Consider the following 15,020-nt stretch of genomic DNA (forward strand, 5'->3'; position numbering starts at 1 on the left):
CGACCCTCATTTGGCTGGCCTTCCAATCCGCGAGTGGCAGCAATCCGGTTTCCTGAAGCAGGTGTCTACTATGCGAAGCAAGTTTTCGTTAAACGTGCCCTTTTGTTGTGCTCTCCTATGTTCACCCATCCTGGTATTTTCCAGCCCAATTACCACAGCAGCGCCCATTGTTGGCGGTAACGTAACCATTACTGGCGGAACACCGGAAAGCTGGGATCTCAGTTCGAACGCCACATTGAACGTTAACGGTGCACAAACGCTGTTCATTAACTCTGACAGTTCGACTCTCAACGTCAATGCCGGGAGTACCACCCAGCAGATCACGGCCCGCAACGGCTCCAACGTTAATTTAAGCGGTGCGAACGTTTCGGGTGTTGGCGGTCTGGCGGCTGTTGTGCTTAGCAACAGTCGAGCCGATATCGACAACAGCACCATTACCGGCAATCGCGTAGGGCTCCAGGTCGTGCGTGAAGTGAATACGCAAACCGGCTCCACGGCGACCGTGAGGGGTAAAAGCACGATCAGCGGTGTGACGGGTGGGGCTCTGGTGAGTGCACTCAGCAGACTGAACGTCAACGACTCAACGATTCAGGGCACCGGTGCTACCAGCTATGGGTTGAGATTGCGCAGTGCTCAAGCCACCGCCACTGACAGCACCATCATTGGTGGACAAAATGGCATAACGCTCGATCTCGACTCGACCGCGATTCAACCGGTGACGCTGGCGCTGGACAGTACGATCGTTCAGGGACAAACCGGCTCGGCCATCCTGGTCGACTTCGCCAATGCAGGTACTTCCACAGCTACTATCGCCCTGAATAATTCTCGACTGTTGGCCGGTAACGGAACGCTGCTGGATGTCCGTGGCGGTGCCGACACCTCGGTCACTGTCAACAACAGCGCATTGACCGGCAATATTATCAATGAAGCAGGCAGTACCCTCGATCTGACCTTGCAGAACAACTCGGTGTTGACCGGTCGCCTGGAAAATATCTCCAGCGCGACCATCAACGACAACGCTCGCTGGGTGCTGATGGGGGACAGTCAGATCGATAAGTTGACCCTGAATGGCGGGACGGTACGCTTCGGGGCCGATAACGCTTTCTATCGACTGAATGTGAATCAGCTTTCGGGGAACGGTCGATTCGAGATGGGCACGGATTTCGCCACGGGCCAAACCGATCTGCTGAACGTGACAGGGTCTGCCAGTGGGCGACATGAGCTGTTAATCAGCAGCAGCGGCGTTGATCCGGCGGCCGGCCAACCTGTTCGGGTGGTGCAGACGGCGGGGGGCGATGCGCAATTCTTTCTGGAGAGAGACGTGGATCTCGGAACCTTTTCCTACAGTTTGGCGAAAAGTGGCGACGACTGGATTCTGGATCCGAGTACCCGCACGGTCAGTCCTGGCGCTCGCTCGGTTTTGGCCTTGTTCAACACGGCGCCGACGGTATGGTATGGCGAGCTCACGTCGTTGCGTTCGCGCATGGGGGAGTTGCGTTTCAATGGCGCTGAGGCTGGCGCCTGGGGCCGCACCTATGCCAATAAATACAATGTGGCCGATGGTTCGGGTGTCGGGTATCAACAAACCCAGCAAGGCTTCACCCTCGGCGCCGATGCGCCGCTACCGATCGGTGACGGCCAATGGCTGGTGGGCGTGATGGCCGGGCATAGCAAATCCGACCTGAATCTCGATGGCGGCACCTCGGGCACGGTCACCAGTTATTACATTGGCACTTATGCCACCTGGATTGATGCACAGAGCGGTTACTACTTTGATGGCGTGGTGAAGGTCAACCGTTTCCGAAATGACGCCAAGGTCGGTTTGAGCGATGGTCGCAGAGCCAAAGGTGACTATGACAATACCGGCCTGGGCGGCTCTGTCGAGGTCGGTCGACACATCAAACTCGACAACGGCTATTTCATCGAACCGTATACCAAATGGTCAGCAGTAGTTATCCAGGGCAAAACGTTTTCCCTGGACAATGACCTGCAAGCCGACGGCGATCGTACGCGCTCGTTGCTGGGGGAGGCGGGGATGACCGTCGGGCGCAATTTCACGCTAAACGACATGCAGGTGCAACCCTACGTGCGTGCCGCGTTGGCTTATGAGTTCGCCAAGAATAATGAAGTCAGCGTTAACAACAATGTCTTCAATAACGATCTGTCTGGAACGCGTGGCGAATTGGCTACCGGTGTCGTTGTAGCGCTTACGAACAGCCTGCAGATGCACGTGGATGTTGATTACAGCAACGGTAAAAATATCGAGCGGCCGATCGGTGCGAATTTTGGCGTTCGATACGGCTTTTAAAATTGAGGTCTGAACTGAATTAAAAAAGGAAGCCAAGGCTTCCTTTTTTATTCAGCAGTTCACTCGCCTGTCAGGCGGCTTGAGTACGATTGTAAAACTTGCCGGCAAGCGCAACATCACTCATCGCGCTGAATTCAATATTGATAGTTAACGTTTTTTTGCCTCCATCTTCCTCTTCATGTTCTACGACGGCATCCTTCAGCGTGCCTGAGAAAATGCCCGTGATGTCATCGAATGCAAGATCGGCTGTTCCACTGATTTGCGAATATAGAACCGTTGACGCAGTGCTGCGTTCAGCGAGATTCAGCCGCACTTCATCGGAGTCCGGCTTCAACTCGTAGGAACCCGCCGCCAATAGTTTTTGAAACGACAGCGTGATATGCCTTAGGCTGTTGTCCGAGTTGCGATGCCAGGCAAGCATCACATGAGCCTCGCCATGTTCTGGCGGAAAAATTTCTGAAGTAAGTTCTACCAGGCTTGCGTTGAAGGTTACATTGTCAATTGTTCCGTTACAGCTACCGGCGGTTTGCTTCTCACTGCTCTTGATCGAGTTCATCAATACGGTCTCCACTGTCATGAGGAAAGGTATCCTGGTAAAAAAAGCTTCCGGGATGACGTATAAAAGCGCTTATAGGTCTGCGTTGTAAACTGTCATACATGACAGTTTACAAGGAGACAAAGATGTGATTTTTAACCGATTGCCTAGCACCAAGTTCACGTTATCCAATCCAGTTACTAAACCCTGTACCAACGCCGCTGTGGTTAGAGCTATCAGCCAAACAACCCCGCCGCAATATTGATCGAAAACCCGAGAATGGCCGTGTTGAACAGAAAGCCGATCAGCGACTGCGCCAGCACAATTTTGCGCAAACCCCGGGTGGCGACGCCAACGTCCGACGTCTGCACTGCGACGCCGATGGTGAACGAGAAATACAGGAAGTCCCAATAGTTCGGGGTGGTCAGCCCTTCGGCAAAGCGCAGCGCTGGCTCCTTGCCCTCCCAGGTGTAATACAAGCGGGCGTAGTGGACGCTGAAGATCACCCCGATCAGCAGCCAGGAACCGATCACCGTCAACGCGGTAAACCCGTAATGCAGCAGCTTTCGAGTGGTTTCCAGGTCCTTGCTGCCGGCCAGTTCGAAGGTGATGGTCGCCAGGCTCGCGATCGCGGCGATGCACACAACGAATAGCACCAGCCCGGCGTTTTCGTCCTCGACCACGGCAATGCGCTTCACGTCTGGCGCTTTGGCGCGCACAGCGAGCCAGACCATCAGCACCAGATACGTCCAGACCCCGGCGTTCCAGCCGATGAGGATTTTGCTGATGATCGAGTCGGCTGGAGTCAGAATGCCTACTGCGACGCCGAGCGTGGCAGCGGCAGACAGGCGAGGGTGGGTGCGGGCGAGGAAGGGCATGTGAACTCGATGGGCCGGGGTGTGCAAACACCTTAGCCCAGCGCAGTCCGTTGTGACCACAAGTCTGAAACCGATCATCGACCCTTGTAGGAGCGAGGCTTGCCCGCGAAGAGGCCGTGACATTCAGCATTGATGTTGCCTGACACTCCCTCTTCGCGGGCAAGCCTCGCTCCTACAAGGGATGCATGTAGGTTAGATTCCCTTATGCCGCTTGCGCACCAGTTTCATCACCACCACAAAAAACACCGGCACAAACACCACCGCCAGCGTCGCCGTGATCATCCCGCCAATCACCCCGGTGCCGATCGCTTGCTGGCTCGCTGAACTGGCCCCGGTGGCAATCGCCAGCGGCACCACGCCGAGGATGAACGCCAGCGACGTCATGACAATCGGCCGCAGGCGCAGGCGCGCGGCTTGCAGGGTGGCGTCGATCAGGTCATGGCCTTCGTCGTACAGGCTCTTGGCGAACTCGATGATCAGGATCGCGTTCTTCGCCGACAGACCGATGATGGTGATCAACCCGACCTTGAAGAACACGTCGTTGGGCATTCCGCGCAAGGTCACGGCCAGTACCGCGCCGAGTACGCCGAGCGGCACCACCAGCAGCACCGAGGTCGGAATCGACCAGCTCTCATAGAGCGCCGCCAGGCACAAGAACACGATCAACAGCGACAGCCCGAGCAGAATCGGTGCCTGGCTGCCGGACAAGCGTTCCTGCAATGACAACCCGGTCCATTCCTGGCCCAACCCCGCCGGGCCTTGCGCCACCAGCCGTTCGATTTCGGCCATGGCTTCGCCAGTGCTGTGACCGGGCGACGGTTCGCCGGAAATGCTGATCGCCGGGTAGCCGTTGTAGCGAGTCAATTGCGCCGGCCCCTGGGTCCATTTGGCCCGGACGAAGGCCGACAGCGGCACCATTTCCCCGGCGTTATTGCGCACGTGAATCTTCAGCAGATCCGCGACCTGACTGCGCTGATCGCCTTCAGCCTGAACCACCACCCGCTGCATCCGCCCCTGATTGGGGAAGTCGTTGATATAGGCCGAACCGACGGCCGTGGACAGCACGTTACCAATGTCGGCAAAGGACACGCCCAACGCGTTGGCCTGTTTGCGGTCGACTTCCAGCTGAACCTGCGGCGCTTCAGCCAGGGCGCTTTCGCGCACGTTCATCAGGATTGGGCTTTTCTCGGCGGCCGCCAGCAACTCGCTACGCGCCTGCATCAGCGTGGCATGGCCGAGGCCGCCACGGTCCTGCAAGCGGAATTCGAAACCGCTGGACGTGCCGAGGCCATCCACCGGTGGCGGCAGAACCGCAAAGGCCACGGCGTCCTTGATCTGGCTCAACGCGATGTTGGCGCGGTCGGCAATCGAACTCGCCGAGTCGTCGCTGCCCCGATCAGACCAGTCTTTGAGCGTGCTAAACGCCAACGCGGCGTTCTGCCCGCTACCGGAAAAACTGAAGCCGAGAATCACCGTGCTGTCGCCAACGCCGGGTTCAGTGGCGTTGTGGGCTTCGATCTGTTCGACCACCTGCACCGTGCGGTTCTTGCTTGCACCCGGTGGCAATTGGATGTCGGTGATGGTGTAGCCCTGATCTTCCACCGGCAGGAACGAGGAGGGCAGGCGACTGAAGCACACGCCCAATCCGATCAGCAACACGCCGTAGATCAACAGGTAACGGCCCGTACGTTTCAACGCATAGGCTACCCAGCCCTGATAACGCGCGGTCAGTTGCTCGAAACGCCGGTTGAACCAGCCAAAAAACCCCCGTTTCTCGTGATGCTCGCCTTTGGCAATTGGCTTGAGCAGCGTCGCGCACAGCGCCGGGGTCAAGGTCAGGGCGAGGAGCGCCGAGAACAAAATCGAAGTGGCCATCGACAAGGAGAACTGCCGGTAAATCACCCCGACCGAACCCTGCATGAACGCCATCGGAATGAACACCGCGACCAGCACCAGCGTGATGCCGATGATCGCTCCGGTGATCTGCTTCATTGCCTTGCGGGTTGCTTCCTTGGGTGACAGGCCTTCGGTGGCCATGATTCGCTCGACGTTTTCCACCACCACGATCGCGTCATCCACCAGGATGCCGATCGCCAGCACCATGCCGAACATGGTCAGCACGTTGATCGAGAACCCCAGCGCCAACATAGTCGCAAAGGTGCCCATCAGCGCCACCGGCACCACCAGGGTTGGAATCAGCGTGTAGCGGATGTTTTGCAGGAACAGGAACATCACAGCAAACACCAGCAACATCGCCTCGCCGAGGGTGTAAACCACCTTGGTGATCGAGACTTTGACAAAGGGCGAGGTGTCGTACGGGATCTTGTACTCGACGCCTGCCGGGAAGTAGCGCGCCAGTTCGTCCATCTTTGCCCGCACCAGCGTCGCGGTGCTCAAGGCATTGGCGCCCGGCGCCAACTGCACGCTGACGGCGGTCGACGGTTTGCCGTTCAGGCGGGTAGAGAACTGATATTCCTGACTGCCGATCTCGACCCGCGCCACATCGCCGATGCGTACGGTAGAACCGTCGGGATTGGCTTTCAACACGATGTCAGCGAACTCTTCAGGGGTCGACAGCTGACCTTTGACCAGAATGGTCGCGGTGATTTCCTGGGTGGTGCGGGTCGGTAGGTCGCCGATGCTACCCGCCGAGACTTGTGCGTTCTGGGCGACGATGGCGGCGTTGACGTCGGCCGGGGTCAGGTTGAAACCGATCAGCTTCTGCGGGTCGATCCAGATCCGCATTGCCCGCTCGGCACCGTACAGCTGTGCTTTGCCGACGCCGTCCAGACGCTTGATCTCGTTCATCACGTTGCGCGCCAGGTAATCGCTGAGCGCTACGTCATCGAGCTTGCCGTCGCTGGACGTGAGGGTGATCAGCAGGAGGAAACCGGCGGAGACTTTTTCTACCTGCAAGCCCTGCTGCGTCACCGCTTGAGGCAGGCGCGACTCGACCACCTTCAGGCGGTTTTGTACATCGACCTGCGCCATTTCCGGGTCAGTGCCCGGCTGAAACGTCGCGGTGATGGTGGCGCTGCCCAGGCTGCTCTGGGATTCGAAATACAGCAGGTGGTCAGCGCCGTTGAGTTCCTCCTCGATCAGGCTGACCACGCTTTCGTCCACGGTCTGCGCCGAGGCACCCGGATACACGGCGTAGATTTCGACCTTCGGCGGCGCGACGTTGGGGTATTGCGCCACAGGCAACTGTGGAATGGCCAGGGCGCCGGCCAACAGGATGAACAGGGCAACCACCCAGGCGAACACCGGGCGGTCGATAAAGAACTGCGGCATAAATAAGCGTCCTGCTTACTGACCAGAAGCCTGGGCAAGTGGAAGAGGGGTGTCGTCGATCTGCACCTGCTCGCCGGGACGGGCGTGCTGCAGGCCTTCAGTGACGATGCGATCACCGGGCTTGAGGCCGCTGGTGACGATCCAGCGATCGTTCTGCACGGCGCCCAGTTCGACCGGTTGCTGGCCGACCCGCTGTTCGGCGTCGAGCAACAACACGTGGGCGATACCGGCGCTGTCACGCTGGATGGCCCGTTGCGGCACGCTGATGCCTTGCTGATTGACCGCTTGCTCCAGACGCACGCGAACGAAGCTGCCCGGCAGCAAGTCGAGGTCCGGGTTGGGAAATTCGCTGCGCAGAATGATCTGACCGGTGCCCGGGTCGACGGTGATGTCGGCGAACAGCAACTTGCCGGGCAACGGATAGAGACTGCCGTCGTCCTGGATCAGCGTGGCTTTGGCCTGATCCTGACCGACCTGTTGCAACTGGCCGGAACGGAACGCCCGGCGCAGGTCGTTGAGTTCGCGGGTCGATTGGGTGAGGTCGGCATGAATCGGGTTCAGTTGCTGAATCAGCGCCAGTGGTGTGGTTTCGTTCTGCCCGACCAGTGCGCCTTCGGTCACCAGCGCGCGGCCGATGCGTCCGGAAATCGGTGCCGTGACGGTGGCGTAACCGAGGTTGAGTTTCGCCCGCTCCACGGCGGCTTTATTCGCGGCGACGTCGGCAGCGGTTTGCCGGACACCGGCCCGGGCGTTGTCATAATCCTGGCCGCTGATGGCGTTGCCTTCGATCAACTGCGCGTAACGCTGCTCTTGTAGTTTCGCCTGGAACGCATTGGCTTCAGCCTTGCGCAGCGCCGCTTCAGCGCTGTCCAGGTCTGCCTTGAACGGCGCCGGGTCAATACGGAACAGCACATCACCTTTTTTCACATCGCTGCCTTCACGGAAGGCCCGTTGCAACACCACGCCGGCAACTCGCGCACGGACTTCGGCAATCCGTGGCGCAGCAATCCGCCCGCTCAGTTCACTGGTGATCGACAGGGGCCGGGCTGAGAGGGTCTCGATGCGAACCGTGGCCAGAGGCGCCTGTTCTTCAGCGATGGAGGACTTGTCACAAGCGCTCAGCGTCAACGCCAGTGCAATCAGGCTGAGCCTGGCCAGCAGATTCTTTGACATGTAGGTATCCCAATAATGACCCCGGCATCCTACGGGGAGGCGGCGAGAGTAGCGGTGAAGCTTTGTAGGCGCTGTGTGAAATTGTGTAAGGGTTTTACTCGCGGGTGCGTGAGGGCGTATATCCTTCACGCCTCGATTTCTATTGCGATTGATAGATTGCTTTCGCGAGCAGGCTCGCTCCCACAGTTGAAGTGCGGTCCCCTGTGGGAGCGAGCCTGCTCGCGAAAGCGGTCTATCAAACGCCACTGCACTTTCTGGAACACCCCCATGCCCAACATTCTCCTGGTCGAAGACGACACCGCGCTCTCCGAACTGATCGCCAGCTACCTGGAACGCAACGGCTATTCGGTCAGCGTGATTAGCCGTGGTGACCCTGTGCGCGAGCGTGCGCGGGTCAATCCGCCGGACCTGGTAATCCTCGACCTGATGCTGCCGGGGCTCGACGGCCTGCAAGTCTGCCGTTTGCTGCGCGCCGATTCGGCAACGCTGCCGATCCTGATGCTCACCGCCCGCGATGACAGCCACGATCAGGTGCTAGGCCTGGAAATGGGCGCTGACGACTACGTCACCAAACCCTGCGAACCGCGCGTGTTGCTGGCCCGGGTGCGGACCTTGCTGCGGCGCAGCAGCCTGGCTGAACCACAGACGGCCAACGACCGCATTCTGATGGGCAATCTGTGCGTCGATCTTTCCGAGCGCACCGTGACCTGGCGCGAGCAACTGGTTGAGCTGTCCAGCGGCGAGTACAACTTGCTGGTGGTGCTTGCTCGGCATGCCGGCGAAGTGCTGAGCCGCGACCAGATTCTGCAACGCCTGCGCGGCATCGAATTCAACGGCACCGACCGCTCGGTGGACGTGGCGATTTCCAAGCTGCGGCGCAAGTTTGACGACCACGCTGGCGAGGCGCGCAAGATCAAAACCGTGTGGGGCAAGGGTTACCTGTTTAGCCGTTCCGAGTGGGAATGCTGAGGCGATGTTCAGAATCCTGTTTCGCCTGTACCTGGTGACCATTGTCTCGTTCAGCGCGGCGATCTACTTGGTGCCGGATCTGGTGATCAAGGTCTTCCATGAACGGTTTGTCACCTACAACCTCGATTACTCCCGCGGGTTACAAACCCTCATTGTCAAACAGTTTCATGCCGTGCCCCCGGAACAATGGCCGGCATTGGCCGCCGAGATGGACGAGGAATTCCAGCCGCTGCACATCGTCTTGACCGGTAACGACGATGCCGATTTCACCCGTGATGAGCGGGAACGTTTGCAGCGTGGCGAGAACGTCGTGCGCATTGGTGACTGGGGCTGGCGCACCCTGGCGGTGTCGCCGCTGAACGGGCAGACCGTGGTGGAGATGGTCGTGCCGCCGGACCCGATGGACGTCAGCCTGTTGTACTGGAGCATCAACGTTCTGATCGGCGCGACCATGCTCGCCTGTCTGTTGCTGTGGCTGCGCCCGCACTGGCGTGATCTGGAACGCCTCAAAGGTACGGCTGAACGTTTCGGCAAGGGGCATTTGAGCGAGCGCACACAGATTTCCCAGAGCTCCAACATCGGCAGCCTGGCTAATGTCTTCGACACCATGGCCGGCGACATCGAAAACCTGCTCAACCAGCAACGCGATCTGCTCAATGCCGTCTCGCACGAACTGCGCACGCCCCTGACACGACTGGATTTCGGCCTGGCGCTTGCGCTGTCCGACGATTTGCCAGCCGCCAGTCGCGAGCGTCTGCAAGGTCTGGTCGCGCACATTCGCGAGCTCGACGAACTGGTGCTGGAACTGTTGTCCTACAGCCGTCTGCAAAACCCGGCGCGGCTGCCAGAGCAGGTCGAAGTGTCGCTGGATGAATTCATCGACAGCATCCTCGGCAGCGTCGATGAAGAACTGGAATCCCCGGACATCGTCATCGACGTGCTGCTCCACGGCCAGCTCGAACGCTTCAGCCTTGACCCACGCCTGACTGCCCGCGCACTCCAGAACCTGCTGCGCAATGCGATGCGCTACTGCGAAAAACGCATCCAGATTGGCGTGCGGGTGTGTGCCAAGGGGGCCGAAATCTGGGTGGACGACGACGGGATCGGTATTCCGGATGAGGAGCGGGAGCGGATTTTCGAACCGTTTTATAGGCTGGACCGCAGTCGGGACCGGGCGACTGGCGGGTTTGGTCTGGGATTGGCGATCAGTCGGCGAGCGCTGGAGGCTCAGGGCGGTACGCTGACCGTTGAAGCATCGCCGCTGGGCGGCGCACGGTTTCGTCTATGGTTGCCGACCCCTGCCTGACGCCTAGGCATTGATGGGTCGTTCCCACGCTCTGCGTGGTAATGCTGCCCGGGACGCTCCGCGTCCCTGTGACGCAGAGCGTCACTTGATGCATTCCCACGCTGGAGCGTGGGAACGATCGATATGACTACGCGCTCAGCCGACTTCTCAACAATTTCGCCATGTCTTCCAAATCAGACGCCGGGTTATGCCCGATCAGCATCCAGGCATGTTCCATGTCAGCCCAATAGACAATGTTCATCCCGTGCCGGCGCTCCTGGGCGAAATGCCGGCTGCCGCTGTTGGAGCGGGTGACGCACAGCGCCATGGGGCCGTGCGCCGGGTCAAGATAGGTGATTTGGGCAATGGCGACGCCGTCGTACTCGAGGATTTGCGCGCGCTTGAACTCGGACCGTGGCAAGGCCAGTTGCGCCGGCACAAGATTCAGGCCCAGACGCGCATCGATGGTCCGCAGTTGCGCCCGCTGAGCGGCTTCGTCACTGGGCAAGTGGTCCAGGGTTTGCGGCACGTAAAGTGACATGTAGTCGGCCACCAGCCCGCGCCAGTTGTTATTTTGCTGACTCAACTGCCAACCGAGGAACAGCCGATCCGCCAACACGCCACTCACCACCAGGCCAGCGGCTGCCGCGAGGAACCAACGCCGATTCATCGCTGGGCGTTCGGGCGAAGGCAAGGTGTCGAGCATGGACTGCAAACGATCAATGGGCACCTGTCGCCCCAATTCATCGTAGGCCTCCTTGAACGGCAGGCTGCTGCGGGCCAGCCATTGAAGGCGCAGGTTGAGCGTCGGGTCCTCGGCGATAGCTGTGTCGATGCGGGTGCGCTGTTCGGTGTCGAGCTGGTCGTCGAGGTAGGCCACCAGTTGCTCATCCGAGGGTATCGTCGGGGGTGCGTGGTCGTTCATCGACGTTCTCCAGTGGAGGGGTTCGGCACGGTGTGCAAGGGCGGGTACTCGGCCAGTTTCGCGCGTGCAGTGGCCAGGCGACTCATGACAGTGCCGATGGGCACGTCCAGCACTTCGGCCACTTCGCGGTAGGACAAGCCCTCGACGTAGGCGAGAAACACCGTTTCCCGCTGGGCTTCGGGCAGGGCATCCACACGCCGGATCACCTGAGCCGCGAGGACATGGGTTTGCGCCGCGTATTCGCCATCGAACGACAAGGCGTTGTCGGCATCTACCAACCCTTGTCCATGACGCACCCTTCGGGCGCGGACTTCGTTGAGCCAGATCGAATGCAGAATGCTCAGCAACCAGCGGTCCATACGGGTGCCGGGGACAAACTGCCCGGCACGCTCGAGTGCCCGCACGCAGGTCGCCTGCACCAGGTCCTCGGCGACATGCCGTTGCCGGGACAACAGCAGGCCGTAGCGCCATAGTCGCGCCAGATGCTGGCCCAGTTCTGCCCGTATTGCCTGATCGCTGGCGATGGCGACCTCCGTCTGCTCGGTGTGTCAGGTTTTCGATGAATCGTTGATGGCTTCGGCCAGGTCCTGGTATTCGTCGCAGGTGTTGCCGCAGATCAACTTGATCTTCTGTAACTGTTCCTGAGCGAGGTCCAGCCGACCTTTGATGACATAAGCTTCGCCGAGGTATTCGCGAACCTGCGCGTAGTGCGGGTCGAGTTTGACCGATTGCAGGTAAAAACTGATGCCTTCGTCGGTTCGCCCCAGTTTACGCGTGGCGTAGCCGCGATAGTTCAAGGCCTTGGCGGTGTTTGGCTCTTTGAGGGTATCGAGCAGGGCCAGCGCTTCCTCATAGCGACCGTCCTTGGCCAGACGATAAGCGTAATCGGTGCGGTCGGCGTCCGGTACCAGGCTGCTGGTTTGCTTCAAGCATCGCTGCTGCTTGCTGTCCCAGACCTGGCCTTTAGGGCAATTGGGTTTGGCCGGTTCCTCCTCATCGCCATGGGCGAATGCAAGTGAACTGGATAACGCGACGGCGAGCAACAGCAAAGCGGTCAGCCAGTGCAGGCTCATGGTCAGGCGGTCGTAACGTGTCGGCCAGTTCAGGCTTGAGTTGTTCATGGGCAATTCTCATGGATGATGAGAAGTGAACACCACAGGGTGAACAATTATTCATTTCTTTGTGGCGGTCTTTGCAAGGAAAGCTCAAATGCGGCATTTGTCGCGGTGAGGGGTAGTCAGATGAGGGTGAGGCCCATCGCGAGCTTGCTCGCGATGGCATCAGCCCTGATAAAACATTTCTTCAAGCCGGATCTTCACCAACGCATCCGCACACCCAGACTGCCGATCAACCCGTTCAAATCATTGTCATCCACAGAACTGCTGTAGTCGGCGCTGAGGTAAAGACTCACGGCCGGCGTCACTCTGGCCACCAACCCCAAACCCACATCGACGGTCGATGAATTGCGGCTGCTGCTGATCTTGTCGACCTCATCGAGGGTCACGGTATTGCCGGTGTACACCGTGTGCCACAAGTTGGTTCGAACATAGGGTTCAACCCCCAGGCCGTTGAAGTCGTAACTACCTTTCAACCGTGCACCGACCCGACCGCTCCAGGACGTCAGGTCGCTGGAGGAGGCATTGGCGGAGCCGGCATACGGGGTGTCCAGGGTAATGCGTTGATTGATCAACTGCGCCTGGGGTTCGACGACCCAGTTATCGCTAAGACCAATGGGGAAACCACCTTCGACCGACAACGTCACCGCACTGCCTTCGGTCGCTTGCCGAGCGCCCTGGTCGTTACGGCTGTAGCCGCTGACCCGGCTGCCGCTGGCCGTCAAATCCACGTGCCAGCCTTGGGGCCCGGTCAAGCTCCAGTAGGCGCCGAGGCTCTGGCCTTCAAGGTTGAGGGTGTCGTTGTTGGTGTCAGCAAGAGCGCGACTGGTCAGCAGCCCGTTGCTGTTGCCCTGTAACTGAGTCAGGCCCCCGACCAGTCCGACCCGCTGGGTATGACCGCTACCGCTTTGCAGAGTCAGGATCGCCGGGCCTTTGAATTCGCTATTGCCAGGGTTAGAAAACCCCTGAGCCAGAAAATCGGTTTGTGCCTGCCGCGAAGCCTGCCCATACACCTGATCCCAGGTCGAAGGAGCGGCGTCTTCGATGGTCAGGTGTGAACTTCGTGTATCGGAGGCGGCGCTGAAATGGCCGGGGTAGGGGGCGGTGATCATGACGGTGGGCAAGGTCATGACCGGAACATCCTGACGGTACCAGTGCGTTGTTTCATACTCTGCCGGCCCTGCCTGTACTTCCATGGATGAGCACAGAAGGAGTGAACTCGAGACAGTGCAAAAAGTGACTTTGATCTCTTGTTGGGTGAATGAAGTTCTCATGGAGGTCTACCTTGCAATCGCATGCCGTGTCTCGCTCTGGCGTCTCTCCTACCCCGAATGAGGGGCGACCGAATGTAGTGGGGCAAGCCGCTGACCGCCCGATTTTGCGAGTGTCTGGGGGGTTGCCCCTGGTGGTATTTCCGGGGGTAGTACGTGTAGCTAAGAAGACCGATGCCACTGCGTCAAGAAAATGAACGATGAGCGGTATGGCTAATTTTTGCGTTGCAACTGTTTGTTTTTCTGCGTTTATCTAAGTTCTTGTTTGTACGAAAAATCATCTCGAAACCCGCAGATCAGAGGCGTTTGTCAGCCGACAGTCGGTCTTCAATCGGCTCCGATTGAGCCGATCGCTGACTGATTCTCGCTGTTTATTACTGTCAATAATGAGGTTGGAACCGATAATTTGTTTCGGCTCGTGGTTGAACCGCTACAGATGCACTTCCACCGCCAACGGTAAGTGGTCCGACAAATGCGTCCAGGGCTTATGCCCCAGTATTCGCGGCTCATGACTGCTGGCATTGCGCAGATAAATTCGATCCAGACGCAGCAGCGGGAAGCGTGCCGGATACGTCTTCGCCGGACGGCCGTGGTGGCGCTCGAAGGCTTCATGCAGGTCGTCGCGTCGGGCGAGCGCCGTGTTGCCTTGCAACTGCCAGTCGTTGAAGTCGCCGGCGATAATCACTGGCGCATCGTCGGGTAACGATTCGAGCAGTTGGCAAAGTAGCTGGAGCTGCAGTTGGCGATGGCTTTCCAGCAGACTCAAGTGAACGCAGATCGCATGGACTTCGGTGTGGCCCGGTACGTCCAGTACGCAATGCAGCAGGCCGCGACGTTCGGGGCCGGTGATCGAGACGTCGAGGTTGCGGTGTTCGCGAATCGGGTATTTCGATAACAGGGCATTGCCGTGGTGACCGTTGGGGTAGACCGCGTTGCGACCGTAGGCGAAGTCGCTCCACATACTGTCGGCCAGAAACTCGTATTGCGAGGTCTGCGGCCACTCGTTATAGCGAGAGGAATGGCGGTCGTGTTCACCGACGACTTCCTGCAGGAACACCAGATCCGCCGACGTACTGCGTACCGCTTCACGCAGTTCCGGGAGGATGAAACGTCGGTTGAGTGCGGTAAAACCCTTGTGGGTGTTGACCGTCAGCACCCTCAGTCGATCAATCGCCGGAGGTGTGTTCGATGGAGATGATTCGACGGCCTGCCACTTGGAATCACTGGTCACGCTTCACTCCTCTGAATCAGGGCTGCTTATGTATGCGAC

The 15,020-nt window shown here is 59.1% G+C and carries 12 protein-coding genes; 3 read left to right on the forward strand and 9 right to left on the reverse strand.

What is annotated here, in order from left to right:
• Positions 1–70: 70 nt before the first annotated feature.
• Positions 71–2,308, forward strand: a complete 2,238-nt coding sequence (locus tag ACYZT0_RS10280) for an autotransporter outer membrane beta-barrel domain-containing protein (protein WP_462046537.1) — start codon at positions 71–73, stop codon at positions 2,306–2,308.
• 70 nt (positions 2,309–2,378) lie between these two features.
• Here ACYZT0_RS10280 and ACYZT0_RS10285 read toward each other — a convergent pair whose 3' ends face one another.
• The 4 genes from ACYZT0_RS10285 to ACYZT0_RS10300 form a co-directional block, all read right to left on the reverse strand.
• Entirely contained in the window at positions 2,379–2,864 is a 486-nt protein-coding gene (locus tag ACYZT0_RS10285; protein ID WP_462045729.1) for a hypothetical protein, read from the reverse strand.
• A 215-nt stretch (positions 2,865–3,079) separates the two neighbouring features.
• Positions 3,080–3,721 (reverse strand): DUF1345 domain-containing protein, encoded by a 642-nt coding sequence (locus tag ACYZT0_RS10290; RefSeq protein ID WP_462045731.1) that lies wholly within the window; start codon positions 3,719–3,721, stop codon positions 3,080–3,082.
• A gap of 192 nt (positions 3,722–3,913) precedes the next feature.
• Positions 3,914–7,012, reverse strand: a complete 3,099-nt coding sequence (locus ACYZT0_RS10295; protein ID WP_462045732.1) for a multidrug efflux RND transporter permease subunit — start codon at positions 7,010–7,012, stop codon at positions 3,914–3,916.
• A 15-nt stretch (positions 7,013–7,027) separates the two neighbouring features.
• The gene (locus tag ACYZT0_RS10300; protein WP_462045733.1) at positions 7,028–8,185 is read right to left on the reverse strand and encodes an efflux RND transporter periplasmic adaptor subunit; all 1,158 of its coding nucleotides are present in this window, start codon (positions 8,183–8,185) and stop codon (positions 7,028–7,030) included.
• A gap of 267 nt (positions 8,186–8,452) precedes the next feature.
• Between ACYZT0_RS10300 and ACYZT0_RS10305 the strand changes: the two genes are divergently transcribed.
• Both ACYZT0_RS10305 and ACYZT0_RS10310 read left to right on the forward strand, forming a co-directional pair.
• Positions 8,453–9,154, forward strand: coding sequence for a response regulator (locus ACYZT0_RS10305; protein ID WP_462045734.1), 702 nt, complete (start codon positions 8,453–8,455; stop codon positions 9,152–9,154).
• Positions 9,155–9,158: 4 nt separating this feature from the next.
• Complete coding sequence (locus tag ACYZT0_RS10310; RefSeq protein WP_462045735.1) at positions 9,159–10,460, forward strand: ATP-binding protein; 1,302 nt, start codon at positions 9,159–9,161, stop codon at positions 10,458–10,460.
• 127 nt (positions 10,461–10,587) lie between these two features.
• Here ACYZT0_RS10310 and ACYZT0_RS10315 read toward each other — a convergent pair whose 3' ends face one another.
• The 5 genes from ACYZT0_RS10315 to ACYZT0_RS10335 all read right to left on the reverse strand — a co-directional run bounded on the left by ACYZT0_RS10315 (position 10,588) and on the right by ACYZT0_RS10335 (position 14,981).
• Positions 10,588–11,364, reverse strand: a complete 777-nt coding sequence (locus tag ACYZT0_RS10315) for an anti-sigma factor family protein (RefSeq protein WP_462045736.1) — start codon at positions 11,362–11,364, stop codon at positions 10,588–10,590.
• The gene (locus ACYZT0_RS10320; RefSeq protein ID WP_462046538.1) at positions 11,361–11,858 is read right to left on the reverse strand and encodes an RNA polymerase sigma factor; all 498 of its coding nucleotides are present in this window, start codon (positions 11,856–11,858) and stop codon (positions 11,361–11,363) included. The genes ACYZT0_RS10315 and ACYZT0_RS10320 overlap by 4 nt, the downstream gene beginning before the upstream one ends.
• A gap of 54 nt (positions 11,859–11,912) precedes the next feature.
• Positions 11,913–12,437 carry a tetratricopeptide repeat protein gene (locus ACYZT0_RS10325; protein WP_462046539.1) on the reverse strand — a complete coding sequence of 175 codons (525 nt, stop codon included), beginning with the start codon at positions 12,435–12,437 and terminating at the stop codon, positions 11,913–11,915.
• A 242-nt stretch (positions 12,438–12,679) separates the two neighbouring features.
• A complete protein-coding gene (locus ACYZT0_RS10330) occupies positions 12,680–13,753 on the reverse strand; it encodes an autotransporter domain-containing protein (protein ID WP_462045737.1) in 1,074 nt (357 codons plus the stop codon).
• Positions 13,754–14,180: 427 nt separating this feature from the next.
• Positions 14,181–14,981, reverse strand: coding sequence for an endonuclease/exonuclease/phosphatase family protein (locus tag ACYZT0_RS10335; protein ID WP_462045738.1), 801 nt, complete (start codon positions 14,979–14,981; stop codon positions 14,181–14,183).
• Between the last annotated feature and the right edge of the window lie 39 nt (positions 14,982–15,020).

This window comes from Pseudomonas sp. ZS1P83 (assembly GCF_054897825.1).